This is a genomic window from Mycobacterium sp., from assembly GCF_035697385.1.
Lineage (GTDB): Bacteria > Actinomycetota > Actinomycetes > Mycobacteriales > Mycobacteriaceae > Mycobacterium.
Genome location: NZ_DASSCY010000214.1, coordinates 1 through 20,146 on the forward strand (window position 1 = coordinate 1; position 20,146 = coordinate 20,146).

Sequence of the window (20,146 nt, forward strand, 5' to 3'; positions counted from 1 at the left end):
CTGCACCGCGAGCGTGCCGCCGGCGGCCAGCGTCAGGAACCCGACGATCGCCACGGTTCCGCCGATCATCGCCAATGTTCCTGCGCCCATGGAGATCTCGGCGATCAGCCGGACGATCTCCTTGCGGAAGTGCACCGCCGCGTGCGGCACGCCGCCCAGCGCCTTGAGGTAGAACAGCATGTGGTCGCCAATGCGACCCAGCAGGTCACCGGGACGCTTCAACTGGTCGGTGATCCGCGGATACGTCGAACGCAGGATCGTCATGGTTCCCATCGCGCTATCCCGTCGTCATCCGGATGCCGATCGCCGTGGCTACGACATTGATTACCATCAACGCCATGAAGGCATAGACCACCGTCTCGTTCACGGCATTGCCCACCGCCTTCGCGCCACCACCGGTGATCGTCAGGCCGCGGTAGCACGCCACCAGCCCGGCGACCAGACCAAACAACGCCGCCTTCACACAGGAGATGATCACTTCGGGCACGCCGGTCAACAGCGTGATGCCTGCTGCGAACGCACCCGGGTTCACGTCCTGGATGAACACCGAAAACATGTAGCCGCCAAGGATTCCGATGATCACCACCAGGCTGTTGAGCAGCAGCGCCACCAACCCCGAGGCCAGCATCCGCGGCGTCACCAGCCGCTGCACCGGATCGATGCCCAACACCTCCATCGCCTCGATCTCTTCACGGATCGTGCGCGAACCCAGGTCGGCACAAATCGCCGTCGACCCGGCGCCAGCCACAATCAACACGGTCACAATCGGTCCGACCTGGGTGACGGCGCCGAACGCCGCACCCGCACCGGATAGATCTGCCGCGCCAAGTTCACGTAGCAGAATGTTGAGTGTGAAGCTGATCAGCACCGTGAACGGGATGGCTACCAGGAGGGTCGGTATCAATGCGACACGCGCGATGAACCAGGCCTGCTCGAGGAACTCACGGCCCTGAAACGGCCTGCGGAATACGAATTTCACCGCATCGGCCGACATCGCGAACAAGCCACCTATGGCCTGCATCGGCCCCGACATACTGCGAATCTGCGGCAACCCTGCCGACCACCGCTCCGGCCCGCTACCTCGCGCCATTGACCGACCCTTCCAGGATGGTGACGGCCGACACCGCGGTCGGGCCACCGATGTTGTGCGCCAGCCCAATTCGTGCGCCGTCGACCTGGTTGACGGCTTCGCCGCGCAGTTGCTCGAAGAGTTCGACGCATTGTGCCACGCCGGTCGCGCCGGGTGGATGCCCCTTGGCCTTCAGTCCCCCACTGGGGTTCACCGGTAGCCCTCCGCCGATAGTCGTGACGTCTGCTTCGACGAGTTTGTAGCCCCCGAACCGCTCGGCGAATCCGAGGTCTTCATAGCTGATCAGTTCGATACCCGTGAAGAAATCGTGAACTTCGGCCACATCAACGTCAGCAGGCGTCATGCCCGCCATGGTGAACGCTTGCTTGGCGGCACGCACCGTCGCGGGCATCGTCGTCAGGTCCGGCTTGTGTTGATGCATTACCGAATCCATCCCAATGCCGACGCCACGGATCCACACCGGCCGGTCGGTGAAGCGTTCCACCACCTCTTCGGCGGCGATCACCAGGGCTGCGGCACCGTCGCTCTGCGGCGCGCAGTCGTAGAGACGGAACGGGGTCACGACCATCGGTGCGCTCAGCGCCTGCTCCATCGTGATCTCAAACCGAAGTCGCGCCTTCGGATTCTTGACGCCATGCCGGTGGTTCTTGACCGCCACCATGGCCAAGTGCTCTTCGGTGGCAGGCGACTCATGGAGATACCGCCGAACATGCAGCGCGAATCCTGCGGGAGAAACCACACCGAGCGGGTAGTCCCAGGCCATGTCGCGCGCCATCGCCTCCCACTCCCAGAGCATGTCTCTCGAGGTGGAGTCGCGTAGCTTGTCGGCGCCCATCACCAGCGCGACGTCGAAAGCGCCTGAGGAGACACCGAACAACGCGTTGCGGACGGCATCGTTACCCGTCGCGCAGGAGTTCTCCACGCGGGTGACCGGAAGGTCTGGCAGCCCGAGGCTGTCGGCCAGGATGCCGGACGGGAACCCGTCGGTGGTGCCCATCGCGCCGAACCACGCGGCTTGCAGATCCGTCTTGGATAGCCCCTTGTCGACGCTGGCCGCGCAGTCGGCGAAGGCCATCGGCAGCAGGTCCTTGATGCCGAGCGCGAAGTGCTCGCCGAAGGGCGTCATCCCGGCACCGACGATCGCCACCTTTCTCATGACGCCGCGCCCAACACGCCGGGAATCGTACCGTATGGTTTACGGTAACTCTTGCCATTCACGCCGCATCAGTCTCCGGCTCGAAGGCATATCCGTAGTCGGGCACCCCTGAGCGGACCGCGACACGGCGCAGTGCCATCCTGCCGCGGTCGCCGATCTCGACGCTGCCGGGATCTGCGCCCGTCACCTTCACCAAGGCGCGGACACCGACCCCGTCGAGCTCGACGATCACCAGGGAATACGGAGTCTTCAATCCCGGCACCGGCATGTGCACCGTTGTCTCTGTGTACACGGTCCCGGTGCGCGGCAGCGGCACCAGTTCGTATTCGGTGGCCAGCACACCGTCGGGGCCGACGCGATACCGCGGCGGGAAGTCCAGTTCCTCGGAGTCGGAGAACTGCCCCGCCTCCCACCGAACCTTTGCTTCGAACGCCCGCTCATATGCGGCCAGCGAGATCGGTATCTCGGTGTCGGCGATGTATCTGCCCTCGGGCACCGGCCGCGCGGCCGGCTCGCGCCGATGGATCTGCGCAGCGCCGCCCGAGACCGTGATCCCGGACAGGATGGCCTGTTCGACGGCGACCAGTGGCCCAGTCGTACCCGTGTCGACCATGCCCGCGAGCGCGAACAGGCTCGAGCTGGCTCCGGTCGTCGGCAGCGGCGGCGGGTTACCAATGCACAGTTCGGCGGCTCGGTCGTGATCCACCCCGGCGACTGCGGCCGGGGTATCCAGCCACGCGGCTTCCAGTGAGGCGATCAGGCCCCGCTCGTGCAACAGCCGCGGGTCACCGTAGTCGTGCACATCGCCGGTTGCCTTGCGGGTACGCACCGGGAGGCTGCGCGACACTCTGGCCGCGGTGCGGACCGCAAGTCCGTGCTCGGCGGTCAGGATCGCCGCCGCACCCGCGGGTTCGAGATCAGCGCCGATGATCAGGGTGCGCGGCCGGGCAGAACTGACCGCATCGAGCGTCGCAGGCGCGCCGCCAAGTCGTTCGTCCACCTCGAGTTCGGGGTCGAGCCCGAGACCAGCGAGCAGCACCGCGGCGTTGCTGCTCTCCAGCAGGGGCAAGTGGCGGCTCACGAGCACGACGCGCTCCACCGCCCCGCCGGAAAGCAATGCGGCACGCCCGGCTTCAACGCCGAGCGTGACCGCGTCCTCGTCGTCACCGGCAACCCGCTGCTGGGACATACCCCAGCACGGCAGGTAGGTGCCGATGGAAGCGACGTAAGGCATTGGGATCTCTCCAGATCTAGGTGACGGCGCCGGCCGTCTTGAGCTCGATGATGCGGTCCCAATCCAAGCCGAGTTCCAGCAAGATTTCGTCAGTTTGCTCTGCGAAACCGGGAGCAGGCCCGGTTTGGGGTGCGCTGACATCGAACTGCACAGGGTTCGCAACCAATTCGAGCTCGCCCGCCTGCACCAAGTACTCGTTGGCACGGATCTGGGCATCCTCGACCGCCTGCAAGGTGTCTTGCACCGGCGCCCACGGCCCGGCCAACGTCGCGAAGCGCTCGCTCCACTCGGTGAGAGGGCGCTTCGACATCGCCTCGGTGAGGATCTCCGCGGCCGCCGCGGTGTTCTCGGCGATCGACTCGACGGTCGCGAAGCGCGGATCGTCGGCCAGCTCGTCGAGGTCCATGTGCTTGCACACGTCCGCCCAGAACTTGGTGGGCTGCATCATCACGAAGGAGATGTAGCGATCATCGGCCGTCGGGTACAGACCCACCAGCGGGTTGATCGGCGAGCCGTGCACTCCCGGTGGAAAGGCTTCCATGCGCTGACCGAGGTGCTTGGTCAGCGCGACGGTATGCCCCAATGACCACAGTCCACTGCCCAGCAGGGAGACGTCGACAACCGACGATTCGCCGGTGCGCTCGCGCTTGAGCAGCGCCGCGGCAATCCCGCCGGCGAGGTTGGTGCCCGAGATGGTGTCGCCGTAGGCCGGGCCCGGCGGGCCGACCATGCCGGGCGTACCCGGCGGGGTGATTGTGGCCGCAGTGCCGGCACGGCACCAGAAGGCGGTCATGTCGTAGCCGCCCTTGACCGATTCCTCACCACGCGGCCCGAGCGCGCTGCCCCGCGCATAGATGATCTTCGGGTTGACGGCACGGATGTCGTCGACGTCGATGCCGAACTTCTGCCGGTGACCGGGCAGGAAGCTGGTCAGGAACACATCGGCGTTTTTCGCCAGCGCCAGCAGTATCTCGCGCCCCTCGGGCACGGACATGTCGAGCCCGATGCTGCGCTTGCCGCGGTTGGCGTGCTCGATGTTGGGATTCGGGTCTCCCTCGACCCGAAGCAGTCCGGTCTGCCGCAGCCCGCGTTGTGGATCGCCGGTGACGGCGTGTTCGACCTTGATGACGTCGGCGCCCCATTCTCGCAGCACCGCACCGGCCGACGGCACGAAGCCGTACATCGCGACCTCGAGGACGCGAATGCCCTCGAGTGGCCTCATGCGGACGCCCCGGAAACTACTACGGCGAACGTCTTGGACTCGAGGAACTCCTCGAGTCCCGCGGTCCCCATCTCACGGCCGATCCCGGATTGCTTGTAGCCGCCGAACGGGCTGTCGGGACTGAAGTAGTTGCCGCCGTTGATCGAGAACGTTCCGGTCCGGATGCGTCGGGCCAGCGCCAGCGCGCGCGTCTGGCTGCCGAACATCGCACCGGACAGACCGTAGATGGAGTTGTTGGCGATCCGCACGGCATCGTCGTCGTCCTCGTAGGAGATGACGACCAACACGGGCCCGAACACTTCCTCCTGGGCGATCTCACTGTCGGGGTCGACGTTGGTGAGCAGGGTGGGCATATAGAAGTAGCCGGGGTCGACCTTCTCGCCGCCGGTCACCAATGTGGCGCCCGCGTCGACGGCGCGTTTGACCATGCTGTCGACCTTGTCGCGCTGCTTCTCGCTGATCAGCGGTCCCATGTAGGTGCCGGGCTCGGTTGGATCGCCGTATCGCACCAGTGCGAAGTTGTTCTTGACCAGCTCGACGATCTCGTCGTGGTTCTTGCGCGGCACCAGCAGCCGCGACGTCAACGCGCAGCCCTGTCCGGCGTGACTCACCATGGAGAACGCGGAGAACAGCGCGGCGGTGTTGAAGTCCGCATCGTCGAGCACGATGGCCGCCGACTTGCCGCCGAGTTCGAGAAAGACGCGCTTGAGTGTCTCGCTTGCGGCCGACATGATCCGGCGACCGGTCGGTGTCGAACCCGTGAAGGTGACCATGTCGACGTCGGGGCTGGTGGTCAGCGCCGCACCCACCTCCGGGTCGGCTCCGCTCAGCACGTTGACGACACCGGCGGGGATGTCGGTGTGGTTGGCGATCAGCTCGCCGAGTGCGAGCGTGATCAACGGGGTGTCTGGAGCGGACTTGAGAATGACTGTGCACCCGGCTGCCAGCGCTGGCGCGAGTTTGGCCAGCGCGAGCTGATTCGGATAGTTGTAGGCGATGATCGCCGCGACCACCCCGGCGGCCTCTTTTTCCACCCAGCGGTGATGCTGCATGCCGCGGCTCTCGATGTTGCCGAGGTCCTCGGTCGTCGGGTAGTTCTTCAGCAGCTCGGCGTAGTAGCGCACGATGTCGATCGGCTGGTCCAATTGCGGACCCGCGATGAGGGCAGGCGTGGCACCAACTTCGGCGATGGTGAGCTCGGCCAGCTCGTCGCGATGGTCGAGCAGCGCCTGATGGAACTGCTCGAGGCAGCGGATGCGCAGTTCGGTGTTCGTCGACCAGTCGCCTGCGTCGAACGCGCGCCGCGCCGCGGCGATCGCCGCTTCCGCATCGGCGACGCTCGCGTCCGGTGCGTGGCCCAGCACCGCGCCGGTGGCGGGATTAATAGAAGGAAACGTCCGAGGCGTCTCGAGCAGCTGTCCGTCGATCAACAGCCGCCGATCGACGTGGGGTTCGCCGGCCTCGGCGGCCGCGTCACTCGGGATAGTCGACGTTTCCTGCATCATCCTCCTCAGCGCATGCCCTTATGTGATGGAAACTTCATTCTCATCCTCGGCGAATCATACATTCGCACAGGGAGAACTCAAGCGAATGGTACGAACTCCCGCTGCCTGCATTTAAGGCTGCGACAAACCAGGCCCAAACGTCTCACCAGTGCGAATCCGTTTCCCGAACTGTCTTGCGGGATCGCAGCTCACGAGAGTACGGTTCTCATAATCGGAAGGACGATTCTTAATGGTTGAGGCCCGCGCGTGAAGAACGCGGTCGTAACCGGCGGCGGTTCTGGCATCGGCCAAGCCGTCGCTGCGCGGCTGCGCGCCGACGGATTGCACGTGGCGACGATCGATCGCAATCCATCGGACGCCGAGTTCGCCTACACGGCCGACGTGACAGACCGCGGCGCGATCGATGCCGCCCTTACGGCGATCCGCGCTGCGCTCGGCCCGGTGACCGTTCTCGTCAATGCCGCCGGGCTGGATCGCTTCAAGCGGTTCACCGACCTCACGTTCGAGGACTGGCAGCGCGTGATCGACGTCAACCTCAACGGCGTCTTCCACTGCGTCCAGGCGGTGCTGCCAGACATGATCGAGGCCGGGTGGGGTCGCATCGTCAACATCTCGTCGTCGAGCGCTCATTCCGGGCAGCCGTTCATGGCCCCGTACGTGGCGGCCAAGTCGGGAGTCAACGGACTGACGAAGAGTCTGGCGCTCGAGTACGGCCCGAACGGGATCACGGTCAACGCCGTGCCTCCCGGTTTCATCGACACCCCGATGCTGCGCAAGGCCGAAGAACGTGGCTTCCTCGGCGACACCCAAAAGCAGATCGAGGCAACACCGGTGCGCCGAATCGGCCGGCCCGAGGACATCGCGGCGGCCTGCGCGTTCCTGGTTTCCGAGGAGGCCGGCTACATCACCGGGCAGATCCTCGGCGTCAACGGCGGCCGAAACACCTAGCGGGCCAACCCAACACGAAAGGACATCCAGTGGGACGCGTTCAAGGCAAAGTCGCATTCGTCACCGGCGCAGCACGAGGGCAGGGACGCAGTCACGCGGTACGTCTGGCGGAGGAAGGCGCCGACATCATCGCGGTCGACCTCTGTAAGGATTTCGCGACGATCGGCTATCCGATGGCCAAGCCGGAGGATCTCGAGGAGACGGCCAAGCTGGTCGAGAAGACGGGCCGCAGCATCGTGACCGCGCAGGCCGACGTTCGCGAGGCCAGCCAATTGCGTGAGGCCCTGGAACGCGGCATCGCCGAGTTCGGCAAGGTCGACATCGTGGTTGCCCAGGCGGGCATCGCGGGCATGAAAGGCGAACCGCCGCTTCAGGCCTGGGTCGACGTCATCAACACCAACCTGATCGGCACGATCAACGCGATCAACGTCGCGCTGCCGCACCTGTCTGAGGGCGCCGCGATCGTCGCGACGGGATCGACGGCGGCGCTGATGGACACCCACCAGAAGGACAACCCCGGCGGGGACCCCGGCGGCATGGCGTACGTGCATTCGAAGCGGGCTCTGTCGGCCTACGTCCACGACCTGGCAACCGAACTGGCGCCGCGCGGCATCCGCGCCAACGTCGTTCATCCCACCAACTGCAACACCGACATGCTGCAGAGCGAGCCGATGTACAAGTCGTTCCGGCCCGACCTGGAACACCCGACCCAGGCCGACGCGGAGCCGGTGTTCTACGTGCAGCAGGCGATGAAGGTGCCGTGGATCGAACCAGTGGACATCAGCAACGCGGTGTTGTGGCTGGCATCCGATGAGGCCCGGTATGTCACCGGCATGCAGGTGCGGGTGGACGCAGGCGGCTACCTCAAGTGGTACGACTACCACAACTGACCCGGAGGAACATCATGAAGGTTTTCGTCGATTCGGAGCGCTGCCAAGGTCACACCCTGTGCTCGATGATCGCCCCAGATGCCTTTGAGCTCAGTGACATTGACGGCACGTCGTCACCGGTGAACGAAGTTGTTCCGGCCGACCAGGAAGACGCGGTACGCGAGGCTGTGCATTCGTGCCCGGAACAGGCCATCTCGGCCGAAGACTGATCGATCGCCAAAACACAGGGAGACAAGCCTTGAACGTCGACGACGAAGTTGCCGACGGCGACCGGAAGAAGAATCGGTATCACTTCGACCGGCATACGCCGGAGTACCGGTTGCAGTTCGAGAAGATCACCGAGGAGATGCAGTCCCGCTGCCCCATGGCGTGGTCTGACACCTACAACGGTCACTGGGTGGCGGCAGGCAGCAAGGAAGTGTTCGAACTCGCGCGCTGTCCTGCGGTCTCCAACCATCACGATCTCACCGGCGAGACCCCGTATCAGGGCATTACCATTCCCAAGGCCCGGCGAGCCACGGTCGTGCGCGGCGGCATCCTCGAGATGGACGAGCCCGAGCACAGCACCTACCGCGGTGCGCTGAACCCCTACCTCTCCCCCGCCGCGATCAAGCGGTGGCAGCCATTCGTCGACGAGATCGTGCGAGCGGCTCTTGACGAGAAAATTGAATCGGGCCATATCGACTTCGTCGACGATCTCGCCAACATCGTGCCCGCGGTGCTTACCCTGGCGATGATGGGCATCGAGTTGAACAAGTGGCCGATCTACAGCGAGCCGGCGCACCTTTCGGTGTCCACTCCCGAGCACTCGCCCGACGCCGAGCGCGTCGCGCAGATGAACCGGCAGATGGGCCTCGACCTCCTCACCAACATGGTTGAGATGAAGGAGAATCCGCGGCCCGGTCTGGTCAACGCGCTGCTGCAACTGCGCATCGACGGCGAGCCCGCGCCCGACCTGGAGATCATGGGGAATCTGGGGTTGATCATCGGTGGTGGCTTCGACACCACGACCGCGCTCACTGCGCACGCGCTCGAGTGGCTGTCCGAGCACCCGGACAAGCGCGAGCTGCTCAGTCGCGACCGCGACACGTTGCTCAACCCCGCCACCGAGGAGTTCCTCCGCTACTTCACGCCTGCGCCGGGCGACGGCCGGACGTTCTCCGAGGACGTCGAGGTCGAAGGCACGAAGTTCAAGGAAGGCGAGCGACTCTGGATCTCCTGGGCGATGGCCAACCGCGACCCGTCCGTCTTCGACGATCCCAACGAGATCATTCTCGATCGAAAGGGCAACCGGCACTTCAGCTTCGGCATCGGTGTGCACCGCTGCGTCGGTTCCAACGTGGCACGCACCGTGTTCAAGTCGATGCTGACCGCCGTGCTCGACCGGATGCCCGACTACGTCTGCGACCCCGAGGGCACCGAGCACTACGAAACCATCGGCGTCATTCAGGGCATGAAGCACCTGCCCGCGACGTTCACGCCGAGCAAGCCGTTGGGCCCCGGCCTCGACGAGACCTTGAAGAACCTTCAGCGGATCTGTGACGAGCAGCAACCGGCCAGGCCCATCACCGAACACAAGGACGCAGTCGTCATCGACTGATATGGACCGAGATCGGCGGCCAGGTGGTTTGATAGTCAGCTGTCAGTGAGAAGGACGAAGGGACGACCATGAAATCCGTGAAGGTCGTGACCGCGATGGCCACGCTCGCGGCGGCTGCCGCTGCCCTCGCCCCGCCTGCCCACGCGATGATGCAGCTGGGCAATTACGACGTGCTGACGAACAGGTACACGCAAGCTTCGTGGTTTTGGTTCGTCACGCGGTGTGCCTCGACGAAGACGCCAGACTGCGTCTACGTCAGCGCGGCCCCGCGACTGAAGTTCTACGCCTATTACGAAGGAAAAGCCCACCTGGAAAACGGCCGCTACACGCTGACTGTCGATGTGCCCGATGGTCTGCGCTGCCCTGGCTACAACATGCCGACCCGCGACACCTACTCGTGGGACGAGGTCACACTGGCCGGGACGATCGACTCCGTCTACGATGTTGGCTGTTTCAACGGCCCACCCGGATCGCAGTTCTGGACCTTCGCTCTGCAGAGGCTGTAGCTTCTTCGCGCGAGCTGGGCCCACGCGTAGCTGGGGAACGCAAAAGTACCCAAAACATCGGCGTGTCGGGTACTTTCGCGTCTGCTCGCGCTAGAAATCGCGCTAAGAACTAGCGCCGCGGCAGCCCCAGCACTTGCGTGGCGATGATGTTGCGCTGGATCTCCGAGGTTCCGCCTGCGATGGTGCCGCCGAAGCTGCGCGCGTAGCGCTCGAACCAGCTGACGAAGTAGTGGTCGAGGTTCATGTGTTCGTAGGGACCCGTCGTCGTCGGATGAGTGAGCCCGTCCGCACCTGCGGCGGTCAGCGCGTTCTCGAACGCCTGACGCTCCGCCTCGGACCCGAACAGCTTGAGCACCGACACCGAGGCGGTGTCCATCTCACCGCGTGCGGCCCGGGCCAACGCCGCCGACCCCATCGCCCGCAGCGCCTGATAGTCCATGATCGTCGTGGCGTACTGGTCGCGTTCCAGCGCAGTGCGTGGCCGGAAGTCGGCGATCATGTTGTCGATCCGGTCGGCGAAGCCCAGCCACATCATCGTGCGCTCGTGGCCCAGTGAGCCGTTGGCCACGCCCCAGCCGCCGTTCAGCGGGCCGACCAAATTCTCCGCAGGAACCCGCGCGTCGGTGAAGAAGACTTCGTTGAAGTCCTTGTTCTCCTCACCACACATGTCGGCGAACGGCCGGCACACCACTCCGGGAGTGTCGGTTGGGATTATCAGCACGCTGATCCCTTTGTGCTTGGGCGCATCTGGGTCGGTGCGAACAAACGTCAGCAGAAAGTCGGCGTCGTGCGCACCGGATGTCCACACCTTCTGTCCATTGACGATGAAATGGTCACCAGCCGAATCAGTGGTGCGCACCGCTCGCGTCCGCAGCGACGCCAGATCGGAGCCGGCGCTGGGCTCGCTCATGCCGAGGGACGCGGTGATCTCGGCCTTCAGCACCGGTACCGCCCAGCGGTGTTTCTGCTCCTCGGACCCGAACGAAAGCAGCGACGCTGCAATGATATTCACGCCTTGGGGGTTGAAGCTGTGGTATATCCGCCGCCGGCACAGCTCATCGAGGTGCACGAACTGCTGCAAAACCGTCGCGTTGCGGCCGCCGAACTCCGGCGGCTGAGCCGGCAGCAGCCAGCCGTTGTCGAACAACAGCCGCTGCCATTCGCGAGCCCATTGCGGCATGTGCGACACCGACCTCGGCCGCTCCAGGGTTGCAGTCTCGGGTGGCAGATTCTCGTCGAGGAAGGCCGCGAATTCGGCGCGGAACTCTTCGACGTCGGAATCAAAAGTCAGCTGCATTGAACTCCTCCGCGATGATTGCGCGATGTTCGGCCGCGCCGCCGAGCAGCAGCTCGCCGGCCTTGGCTCGCTTCAGTGCGAACTGAAGATCGTTTTCCCACGTGAATCCCATCGCGCCGAACAGTTGTAGGCCGTGGCGGAATACCACTGACTGCGCCTCCCCCGCTGCGGCTTTGGCCATCGCGGCCGCGAGGCGCCTGCGTGGGTCGTCGGCCGCGATCGTCAGCGCCGCGAAGTAGGACAGCGCGCGGGCGCGTTCGGTGGCGACGTGCATGTCGACGGCTTTGTGCTGCACGGCCTGGAAGGAACCGATCGGGACTCCGAATTGCTGACGCTGCTTCACATGTTCGAGCACCAGATCCAGAATGCGTTGGCACGCACCCACAGTGGTGATCGCCATACCGGTGAGGGCGACGTGGCGGGCCTTCTCCGGATCGGTTCGCACCCGATCCGTGTCGGGCACTCGCACGCCGGAGAACGTCACCTCGGTGACGTGCAGCACCGGATCGAACACCGGACTGCGGCGGGCTACCGCCAGGCCCGCGTCGACGACGAACACCCCGGCATCGGTCACTACCGCGAGGTTCGCGGCCCGATCACCGTCGAGCACATGATGGGCAGTCCCATCGAGCACCCAGCCGTCGATGTCACGATGGGCAGTCACGCCGCTGTAGACGGCCGTTCCTGCCTGCTGCGGGTCGAACCGCTCGCCCGCCAACGGCGCGAACTGGCTCAGCGTCGCGAGGAACGGCGTCGGATCGGTGCCCCGGCCTAGCTCTTCGAGCACGATCGCCAGTTCGACGGCGTTCTCCGGATCGGCCAGTTCCGTCCAGCCGGCATCGACGTAGGTCTTCCACAACGGGCTCGGGTCGACGCCGTCCTCGGCGATGCTGCGAACCAAGGACGGCGGACACTGCTTGGTGACCGCGTCGTGCACGGTCTCCTGCCATAGCCGCTGATCAGCGTCGAACTCCAGTAACATCCAGCGCCTCCTGAGGGCTTGTCACGTCTAAGGAGAATAACATTCTCCTTAGACGTTGTAACTGTTCTCCCGTTGCAACTAGCGCATTCCCCCCTTTTGGGGTCGAGCAGTTGACCAGCACACATGCCTACCAGCGGCGATACGGACGCACATTTGGAGAACATAATTCTTGCCTTTGAAGAACTACGATTTACACTGGGTCTATGTCCGGCGCCGGCGCACGATGCTGCCCAAGTGCGTGTCCGGCCCACCGGATGGACATCGGAGGCCCTACGTGATCGAACACCCTGACGGGATGAAGACGCCCCTCATTGACGCCAGCGTGCACATCTTCTGCAGGTCCAACAAGGATTTGATGGGGACGTTCATGCGCGAGCCGTTCCGCAGCCGTGGCTTCCCCGACTACGACATGAACTGGTACGGCGCACCCGGCGGCGAGTACGCCAAGGGCACCGAGGGACCGGACCGCCGTCAACCGGGCTCCGACCCCGACCTGGTGGCTGAGCAGTTGTTCGACGAACGCGGTGTCGACGTCGCGGTGCTGCACCCGATGACCCGCGGCATCATGCCCGATCGGCACCTGGGCACCGCGATCGCCGCGGCGCACAACGAGATGATGGTGACGCGCTGGCTCGAGCATTCCCAGCATGGCGAGCGGTTCCGCGGCACCATCCGAGTGAATCCGGACGACGTCGCCGGCGCGCTGCGTGAGATCGACAAGTACAAGGACCATCCCCGCGTGGTGCAGATCGGCGTTCCGCTGCAGTCACGGGAGCTGTACGGCAAGCCGCAGTTCTGGCCGCTGTGGGAAGCGGCGGCAGACGCGAATCTGCCGGTGGCCGTGCACATCGAGGTCGGCGCGGGCATCGCGTTCCCACCGACGCCGTCGGGAAAGACCAGGACTTACGAGCAGTACCTGTCCTTCATGTCGCTGAATTACCTGTACCACCTGATGAACATGATCGCCGAAGGGGTATTCGAAAGGATGCCGACGGTGAAGTTCGTGTGGGCAGACGGGGCGGCGGACATGTTGACGCCGTTCATCTGGCGGATGGACTGCTTCGGCCGGCCACACCTCGAGCAGACACCATGGGCGCCTCGGATGCCCAGCGACTATCTGCCCGGCCACACCTTCTTCGTGCAGGGAGCCTATGACGGCCCCGGCGACACCGAGTTCGCCGGCGAATGGTTCGGCTTCACCGGCAAACAGGACATGGTGATGTTCGGATCTAACTATCCGCACTTCAATCTCAGCGAGCCGAAGGTGCCGGCAGCGTTCAGCGCCGAACAGCGCGACAAGTTGCTGTGGCGCAACGCCGCGGAGCTCTACGGCATCAACAGTCCAGCCATTCCGTCCACTGTGTTGGCGCAGTAGACGTCAGCGAGGAGGCCCACGATGACTCTTACAACCACGTCAACCAACCCACGAGTACCGGCCGCCGAGCGAATCGCGGTGCGGTGCGTCGACTCCGACGTGCACCCGATGCCCAAGCGTGGCCAACTCGTCGAGTACATCCCGGAGCCCTGGCGCAGCAAGTACTTCCTGAGCCACCAGGTCGGCAACCAGATCTATTACGACGCACCCGATTTCGCGCACGCTTACGCGATGCGTCTAGATACCTTCCCGCCGGACGGCGAGTTCGCCGGCAGCGACCCGGACATGGCGTTTCGGCAGCTGATCATGGAGGCAGGCTCGGACATCGCGATCCTGGAACCGACGCACCCTGAGTTTCGGCTGCCCGAAGCCACCGCGGCCTACTGCACCGCAGGCAACGAATGGCTGGCCAACCACTGGCTGGACGGTCACAACAACTGGCACGAGCGGTGGCGCGGATCGGTCTGCGTGGCGATCGAGGAGCCGCAGAGCGCGGTGGCCGAGATCGAGAAATGGGCCGGGCACCCGTACATGGCTCAGGTCCTGATCAAGGCCGAGCCGCGGCCGTCATGGGGCGATCCCAAGTACGACCCGATCTGGGCGGCGGCCACCAAGCACGACATCACCGTCAGCTGCCACCTGTCACGCGGTGAGTACGAAACGCTGCCGATCCCGCCGGTGGGACTGCCGAGCTACAACCACGACTTCATGGTCACCTATTCGCTGCTGGCCGCCAATCAGGTGATGAGCCTGATCTTCGACGGAACGTTCGACCGCTTCCCGACTCTGCGCATCGTCTTTGTCGAGCACGCGTTCACGTGGATTCTGCCGCTGATGTGGCGGATGGACGCGATCTACGAAGCGCGCAAGTCGTGGCTGGACATCAAGCGCAAGCCAAGCGAATACGTCAAGGACAACATCAAGTTCACCACCCAGCCCCTGGATTATCCCGAGGACAAGACGGAGCTGACCCGCGCGTTCGAGTGGATGGAGTGCGAGAAAATCCTGTTGTACAGCTCCGATTACCCGCACTGGACCTTCGACGATCCGCGCTGGCTCGTCAAACACCTGCCAGAACACGCTCGTGAAAGGATCATGTTCCGCAATGGCCTTGAGACCTACAAGCTTCCGGACACAGTGCCGGTGCTTGAGGGTCAGGTCAGGGTGTTCTGAGACGTGGCGGAGAGCAGGAGTGATGGGGGTACTCCCCACGCAAGCGGGGGGCCCACCCGCCCGCAGGGCAGGGGGACGACCCGAGAATCGACAGCAGAGGAGACCAAGCCGCCCCGGCTGGCGCAGGGGCGTGAGCATGTCGTCGCTACGGTCGACGAGATCCCGCCCGGCACACACAAATTGGTGCCCATCGGGCGCCACGGTGTCGGGGTGTACAACGTCAACGGCACTTTCTACGCCATTGCGAACTACTGTCCGCACGAAGGCGGTCCGCTGTGTTCGGGCCGGGCCAGGGGCCGCACCATCGTCGACGAGAATGTGCCTGGCGACGCCGTGATGGTCCGCGATCTCGAGTTCATCTACTGCCCATGGCATCAATGGGGTTTCGAGCTCGCGACCGGTACCACCGCGGTCAAGCCGGAGTGGAGCATCCGCACTTACCCGGTCCGGGTCGTCGGCAACGATGTGCTGGTGATGGCATGACTACTACTACTGAATCTACGGGGCCGAAACTGAAGCGTGGCGAGAAGACCTTCGAGGTCAACGGCGGCAACGTCGTCTACGAAATCCTGGGCAAAGAGGGCGATTTCATCGCACTGACCCCTGGCGGCCGGTTCAGCAAGGACATCCCCGGACTGCGGCCGCTGGCGCAGGCCTTGGTCAAGGGTGGTTACCGCGTGCTGCTGTGGGACCGGCCGAACTGCGGCAAGTCCGATGTGCAGTTCTACGGCCACAGCGAGTCGCACATGCGCGCCGAGACGCTGCACGCGCTGATCACCGGCCTTGACATCGGGCCGTGCATCATCGCCGGTGGTTCGGGCGGCGCAAGGGACTCGATGCTGACCACGATGCTCTACCCGGATATCGTCCGAAAGCTTGTGGTGTGGAACATCGTCGGCGGAGTCTACGGCTCGTTCGTCCTCGGCTCGTACTACATCGTGCCGAGCATCCTTGCGGTCCGCGGCGCCGGAATGAACGGCGTCGTCCACGTCGACGAGTGGAAGGAACGCATCGCCGAGAACCCCGCGAACCGCGACCGGTTTCTCGCCATGGACCCCGACGAGTTCCTCAAGCTGATGTTGCGCTGGCTCAATGCCTTCGTGCCCAAGCCCGGCCAGACCATCCCGGGCGTGGAGGACGAGATGTTCGACAACATCAAGGTGCCAACGCTGATCATCCGCGGCGGTGAGAACGACCTCGATCACCCGAAGCGGACGTCACTGGAAGTGAGCTGCCTCATCAAGGGGTCCAAGCTGATCGACCCGCCGTGGCCGGAGGACGCCTGGGAGCGCGCTGGCGAAGCTCGTTCCTCCGGGAAGGTCAAGCGCTTCAACATGTTCGACACGTGGGTGCAGGCCGCGCCGGCGATCCTGGACTTCCTGCGCTGATGATCGACTTACTCCGTGCGGATGTGCACCTCGCAGTTGAGCGACGCTTCGAGGGCAGTGTGGATGCGGCTTTCGGGCACGCGTTCCAGGTCAGCCTTGCGCAGCGTGACGTGCACGACGTCGAACCCCTGGTCGCCGGGCCGGCGTTCGATCTCACCGGCCAGACCGAACCCGGCCAGCACACCGACGGCGTCGTCGTCGGTTCCCCTGCTGATGAAGGTGGTGACTCCGGGAACCGGCTCTGTACCGAAGACCCCAAAAGCGCGAGCGCACAACGCCACAGCGGTGCGTTGCAGTTCATCGGTATCGGTTCCCACCATCAAGATCTCGACTTCTCGTCGTGCAGGAGGCATCGCGGCGAGGTTGTTCTCGAGCACGTCGAAGCCGGCTGCAGTCGCCAAACCGCGGAGGTTCGTCATGCCGTCGGTTAACTGCGCGGGGCTGAGCTGCCCGGCCGGGTCCACCCGGACTCGCACCACCGCGGTTCTCATGCGGGCAAGCGTATCCATGAGCGGGAGGCGCGGATGACAGCCACCTCGATCGATCTGACCGTCGCCGCTTGGCCCCGTATCGAGCCGCGACTGCTGCGGTCGCTGCCCGGCACCGAGGACTACGCCGAATACCGCGCGAACGGCGGGTACGAATCTCTCGAGGATCCAGAGCGTCTGCTGGGCGAGGTCGACCTGTCCGGATTGCTCGGCCGAGGTGGTGCGGCCTTTCCGCTTGCCGTCAAGGCACGTACGGTCCGTGACAACGGACGTCGTTGTGGTGGTGCGGTTGTCATCGCCAACGGCGAGGAGGGTGAGCCGGCGTCGGTCAAGGACCGATGGCTGTTGCGAAACCGCCCGCATCTGGTGCTCGACGGTTTGCGGCTCGCCGCCCACATGGTCGGCGCCGACCGTGCCCATGTTTATGTCTCCGATCCACGCGCCGCCGAGACCGTCGAGGCGGCGCTGGCCGCGCTCGACACCGAAGTGCTGGGCGGGCTCGTCATCACGGTGGTCACGGTCGAGCCGGGATATGTGGCAGGCGAAGAGACCGCCGCGGTTCGGCTCATCAACGGCGGCCCCGCCAAGCCGACAGACAAGCCGCCGCGCCCGTTCGAGCAGGGGGTCGCTGGACTACCGACGATGATCAGCAACGTCGAGACGCTGGCGAATCTGCCGTTCCTGCTGCGCCACGGATCGGCGTCCTACCGCAGTCACGGGACCACTGCGTCGCCAGGGACCTTCCTCGCCACGATCACCGGCGCCGGCCAACCACCGGCACTGTACGAGCTTCCGCACGGGACGGCGTTCACCGAACTGCTTTCGCTGCATGGAGTTTCGGCAGATCAGGTCCGCGGCGTGCTGATGGGCGGCTACTTCGCAGGCCTACTGAATCGCGACATCCTCGACGAGACGCTCGACCACGAATCGATGCGGCGGCTCGGCAGCGGGCTCGGGTGCGGTGCGATCGCGATCCTGACCGACGACTGCCCGGTCGCCGTCGCTGCCTCGGTGATGGCCTATTACGACCGCGAGAACGCTGGACAGTGCGGCTCCTGCTTCAACGGCACCGCGGCCATGTCGGCGGTCACCGCGGCGCTGCGCGACGGCGTTGCGACATCTGAAGATCTGGCTCGGCTGGAACGGTGGTCGGTGGTGCTGCGCGGCCGCGGTGCCTGCGGGACGCTGGACGGCGCTACGAACACGGCGGCTAGCCTGCTCAACGCATTCCCTGCGATCGTGGAGCGGCACCTGGAGAACGGTTGTGACACTTGCCATGCCGGCGTTTTCAGCGCGCTGCGTCCCTACGAGGTGGAGGCGGTGATGACGGCATGAGAATTCGTCTGGATCGCACGATGTGCGACGGCTTCGGGCTGTGTGCAAAGCATGCGCCCGAATACTTTTCGCTGGACGACTGGGGATACGCGTCGTTGATCGGCAACGGCACGGTTCCCGAGGAGGACCACGACGCCGTGATGCGCGCCCTCTTGGACTGCCCGGTGCACGCGATCATCGAGGTGCGCAGCGCAATGCCCACCAACGGACGGGCCGCGGCCCAAGACACGAGGAGTTGACGCGTTGGACATCCCGCGCCGCCCACTACCCCAGCTGACCCCAGACAACGAATTCTTTTGGACCGCAGGCGCCGATGGCGTGCTCCGCATTCAGGAGTGCCAGAGCTGTCAGGCGCTGATCCACCCGCCTGCTCCAATTTGCCGGTACTGCCGCAGCCACGAGATGGGTGTGCGCACGGTGTCCGGGCAGGGCACGCTGACGGCCTTCACGGTAAACCATCGGTTCGGCTTTCCCGACCTTCCCCCTCCCTATGTTGTGGCCCAGGTCGCCGTCGCGGAGGATCCACGAGTTCGGTTGACTACCAACATTGTCGAGTGTGAACCCGGCGACCTCGAGCTTGGTCAATCCGTCGAGGTCGTGTTCGACAAAGTCGAGGACAAAGGTGGAGTCATCTGGCTGCCGCTCTTCCGGCCTACGGCCGAAAAAAAGACCGCTGCCCTGCCTGCCGATGAGATCGCCCCGCAGGACTTCGCAAACTATGTCCGCCCGCCGCTGACCCGGGAGAAGTTCGAGGACAAGTCGGCGATCACCGGTATCGGAGCGTCCAGGCTGGGCCGCAGGCTGATGGTCCCGCCGCTTTCACTCACCATCGAGGCGTGCGAGGCCGCGATAGCCGACGCCGGACTGACATTCGACGACATCGACGGGCTGTCGACGTACCCGGGCCTCGATATCGCAGGCATGGGAGAAGGCGGGGTATCCGCACTCGAGGGCGCACTTGGGCTGCGCCCGACGTGGATCAACGGCGGCATGGACACGTTCGGTCCCGGCGGATCGGTGATCGCCGCGATGATGGCGATCGCCACGGGCATGGCCCGCCACGTGCTGTGCTTCCGAACACTGTGGGAAGCGACCTTCCAGCAGATGATGAAGGAAGGCAAGATGTCCCCTCCTGGGGGCTCGCGAACCTCCAGCTGGCAGATGCCGTTCGGCGCGACATCCGCCGCCCATACCCTCGCGCTCAATGCGCAGCGCCACTTCCACCGGTACGGCACCACGAGGGAGACGCTCGGCTGGATTGCGTTGAACCAGCGCGCCAATGCCGCGCTGAATCCGACGGCCATCTATCGCGACCCCATGACCATGGATGACTATTTGAACGCGCGAATGATCACCACGCCGTTCGGACTGTACGACTGCGATGTGCCGTGTGACGGCGCCATCGCGGTCATCGTGTCGGCCGTCGACGTTGCCCGTGACATGCCCAAACAGCCGGTCCTGATCGAGGCGGTCGGCACCCAGATCATCGAACGCACCGACTGGGACCAGACCACCATGACCCATGAACCCCAGGTGTTGGGTCAGTCGGCACATCTGTGGACGCGAACCTCGTTGCGGCCCAAGGATGTTGATGTTGCTGAGCTGTACGACGGCTTCAGCTTCAACTGCCTGTCCTGGCTGGAGGCGCTCGGCTTCTGCGGCATCGGCGAGTCCAAGGACTTTCTCGACGGCGGAAAGGCCATCGCCCGCGATGGCGTGATACCGCTGAACACCCACGGCGGCCAGCTTTCCCACGGCCGCACCCATGGCATGGGCCTGATCCACGAGGCGGTGACCCAACTGCGTGGCGAAGCGGGTGAGCGTCAGGTGAAGGATGCGCGCGTAGCCGTCGCCAGCAGTGGCGGTCTGACGCCCAGCGGCGTGCTGCTGCTACGGACAGACGAGTGAGCACCGGGGCGGCTCCGAGGCCCCGCGTCGTCCTCGTCGACGGCGTACC

At 64.8% G+C, this 20,146-nt stretch carries 20 protein-coding genes and 1 pseudogene; 12 read left to right on the top strand and 9 right to left on the bottom strand.

Annotated elements, in window-relative coordinates; all coding sequences use genetic code 11:
* The 6 genes and pseudogenes from VFH65_RS18110 to VFH65_RS18135 all read right to left on the bottom strand — a co-directional run.
* Positions 1 to 273: pseudogene (locus VFH65_RS18110) on the bottom strand (ABC transporter permease); the annotation flags it as partial.
* A 4-nt stretch (positions 274 to 277) separates the two neighbouring features.
* Positions 278 to 1,090: an MlaE family ABC transporter permease gene (locus VFH65_RS18115; protein WP_353323303.1), complete on the bottom strand. Its 813-nt coding sequence runs from the start codon at positions 1,088 to 1,090 to the stop codon at positions 278 to 280.
* Positions 1,077 to 2,246, bottom strand: coding sequence for a thiolase C-terminal domain-containing protein (locus VFH65_RS18120; RefSeq protein ID WP_353323304.1), 1,170 nt, complete (start codon positions 2,244 to 2,246; stop codon positions 1,077 to 1,079). The genes VFH65_RS18115 and VFH65_RS18120 overlap by 14 nt, the downstream gene beginning before the upstream one ends.
* Before the next feature lie 58 nt (positions 2,247 to 2,304).
* On the bottom strand, positions 2,305 to 3,480 hold the full coding sequence (locus tag VFH65_RS18125) for an OB-fold domain-containing protein (RefSeq protein WP_353323305.1): 1,176 nt from the start codon (positions 3,478 to 3,480) through the stop codon (positions 2,305 to 2,307).
* A gap of 16 nt (positions 3,481 to 3,496) precedes the next feature.
* Positions 3,497 to 4,702, bottom strand: a complete 1,206-nt coding sequence (locus VFH65_RS18130; protein WP_353323306.1) for a CaiB/BaiF CoA transferase family protein — start codon at positions 4,700 to 4,702, stop codon at positions 3,497 to 3,499.
* Positions 4,699 to 6,204: an aldehyde dehydrogenase family protein gene (locus VFH65_RS18135; RefSeq protein WP_353323349.1), complete on the bottom strand. Its 1,506-nt coding sequence runs from the start codon at positions 6,202 to 6,204 to the stop codon at positions 4,699 to 4,701. The genes VFH65_RS18130 and VFH65_RS18135 overlap by 4 nt, the downstream gene beginning before the upstream one ends.
* A gap of 249 nt (positions 6,205 to 6,453) precedes the next feature.
* Here VFH65_RS18135 and VFH65_RS18140 point away from each other — a divergent pair, with 249 nt between their 5' ends.
* The 5 genes from VFH65_RS18140 to VFH65_RS18160 all read left to right on the top strand — a co-directional run bounded on the left by VFH65_RS18140 (position 6,454) and on the right by VFH65_RS18160 (position 10,151).
* Positions 6,454 to 7,155, top strand: a complete 702-nt coding sequence (locus VFH65_RS18140) for an SDR family NAD(P)-dependent oxidoreductase (RefSeq protein ID WP_353323308.1) — start codon at positions 6,454 to 6,456, stop codon at positions 7,153 to 7,155.
* A gap of 29 nt (positions 7,156 to 7,184) precedes the next feature.
* Positions 7,185 to 8,045 carry a mycofactocin-coupled SDR family oxidoreductase gene (locus VFH65_RS18145; protein WP_353323309.1) on the top strand — a complete coding sequence of 287 codons (861 nt, stop codon included), beginning with the start codon at positions 7,185 to 7,187 and terminating at the stop codon, positions 8,043 to 8,045.
* Between the two features lie 14 nt (positions 8,046 to 8,059).
* A complete protein-coding gene (locus VFH65_RS18150) occupies positions 8,060 to 8,254 on the top strand; it encodes a ferredoxin (RefSeq protein ID WP_353323311.1) in 195 nt (64 codons plus the stop codon).
* A 29-nt stretch (positions 8,255 to 8,283) separates the two neighbouring features.
* Positions 8,284 to 9,645: a cytochrome P450 gene (locus VFH65_RS18155; protein WP_353323312.1), complete on the top strand. Its 1,362-nt coding sequence runs from the start codon at positions 8,284 to 8,286 to the stop codon at positions 9,643 to 9,645.
* A gap of 68 nt (positions 9,646 to 9,713) precedes the next feature.
* On the top strand, positions 9,714 to 10,151 hold the full coding sequence (locus tag VFH65_RS18160; RefSeq protein WP_353323313.1) for a hypothetical protein: 438 nt from the start codon (positions 9,714 to 9,716) through the stop codon (positions 10,149 to 10,151).
* 109 nt (positions 10,152 to 10,260) lie between these two features.
* On the opposite strand, the gene VFH65_RS18165 is transcribed toward VFH65_RS18160, so the two are convergent.
* Together VFH65_RS18165 and VFH65_RS18170 are read right to left on the bottom strand one after the other, a co-directional pair.
* Complete coding sequence (locus tag VFH65_RS18165; RefSeq protein WP_353323314.1) at positions 10,261 to 11,448, bottom strand: acyl-CoA dehydrogenase family protein; 1,188 nt, start codon at positions 11,446 to 11,448, stop codon at positions 10,261 to 10,263.
* On the bottom strand, positions 11,432 to 12,430 hold the full coding sequence (locus VFH65_RS18170) for an acyl-CoA dehydrogenase family protein (protein WP_353323315.1): 999 nt from the start codon (positions 12,428 to 12,430) through the stop codon (positions 11,432 to 11,434). The genes VFH65_RS18165 and VFH65_RS18170 overlap by 17 nt, the downstream gene beginning before the upstream one ends.
* A gap of 295 nt (positions 12,431 to 12,725) precedes the next feature.
* On the opposite strand from VFH65_RS18170, the gene VFH65_RS18175 reads away from it, so the two are divergent.
* The 4 genes from VFH65_RS18175 (at position 12,726) to VFH65_RS18190 (ending at position 16,366) form a co-directional block, all read left to right on the top strand.
* On the top strand, positions 12,726 to 13,805 hold the full coding sequence (locus VFH65_RS18175) for an amidohydrolase family protein (RefSeq protein WP_353323316.1): 1,080 nt from the start codon (positions 12,726 to 12,728) through the stop codon (positions 13,803 to 13,805).
* A 21-nt stretch (positions 13,806 to 13,826) separates the two neighbouring features.
* Entirely contained in the window at positions 13,827 to 14,978 is a 1,152-nt protein-coding gene (locus VFH65_RS18180; protein ID WP_353323317.1) for an amidohydrolase family protein, read from the top strand.
* A 117-nt stretch (positions 14,979 to 15,095) separates the two neighbouring features.
* Complete coding sequence (locus tag VFH65_RS18185; protein ID WP_353323351.1) at positions 15,096 to 15,461, top strand: Rieske (2Fe-2S) protein; 366 nt, start codon at positions 15,096 to 15,098, stop codon at positions 15,459 to 15,461.
* A complete protein-coding gene (locus tag VFH65_RS18190) occupies positions 15,458 to 16,366 on the top strand; it encodes an alpha/beta fold hydrolase (protein WP_353323318.1) in 909 nt (302 codons plus the stop codon). The genes VFH65_RS18185 and VFH65_RS18190 overlap by 4 nt, the downstream gene beginning before the upstream one ends.
* A gap of 8 nt (positions 16,367 to 16,374) precedes the next feature.
* On the opposite strand, the gene VFH65_RS18195 is transcribed toward VFH65_RS18190, so the two are convergent.
* On the bottom strand, positions 16,375 to 16,857 hold the full coding sequence (locus VFH65_RS18195; protein ID WP_353323319.1) for a hypothetical protein: 483 nt from the start codon (positions 16,855 to 16,857) through the stop codon (positions 16,375 to 16,377).
* Positions 16,858 to 16,890: 33 nt separating this feature from the next.
* Here VFH65_RS18195 and VFH65_RS18200 point away from each other — a divergent pair, with 33 nt between their 5' ends.
* From VFH65_RS18200 to VFH65_RS18210, 3 genes are read left to right on the top strand one after another with little or no spacing between them, the layout of a single operon-like run.
* Positions 16,891 to 18,189 carry an NADH-ubiquinone oxidoreductase-F iron-sulfur binding region domain-containing protein gene (locus VFH65_RS18200; RefSeq protein ID WP_353323320.1) on the top strand — a complete coding sequence of 433 codons (1,299 nt, stop codon included), beginning with the start codon at positions 16,891 to 16,893 and terminating at the stop codon, positions 18,187 to 18,189.
* Positions 18,186 to 18,428: a ferredoxin gene (locus tag VFH65_RS18205; protein WP_353323321.1), complete on the top strand. Its 243-nt coding sequence runs from the start codon at positions 18,186 to 18,188 to the stop codon at positions 18,426 to 18,428. Before VFH65_RS18200 ends, VFH65_RS18205 begins: the two co-directional genes overlap by 4 nt.
* 10 nt (positions 18,429 to 18,438) lie before the next feature.
* On the top strand, positions 18,439 to 20,097 hold the full coding sequence (locus tag VFH65_RS18210; RefSeq protein ID WP_353323352.1) for a thiolase C-terminal domain-containing protein: 1,659 nt from the start codon (positions 18,439 to 18,441) through the stop codon (positions 20,095 to 20,097).
* Positions 20,098 to 20,146 lie beyond the last annotated feature (49 nt).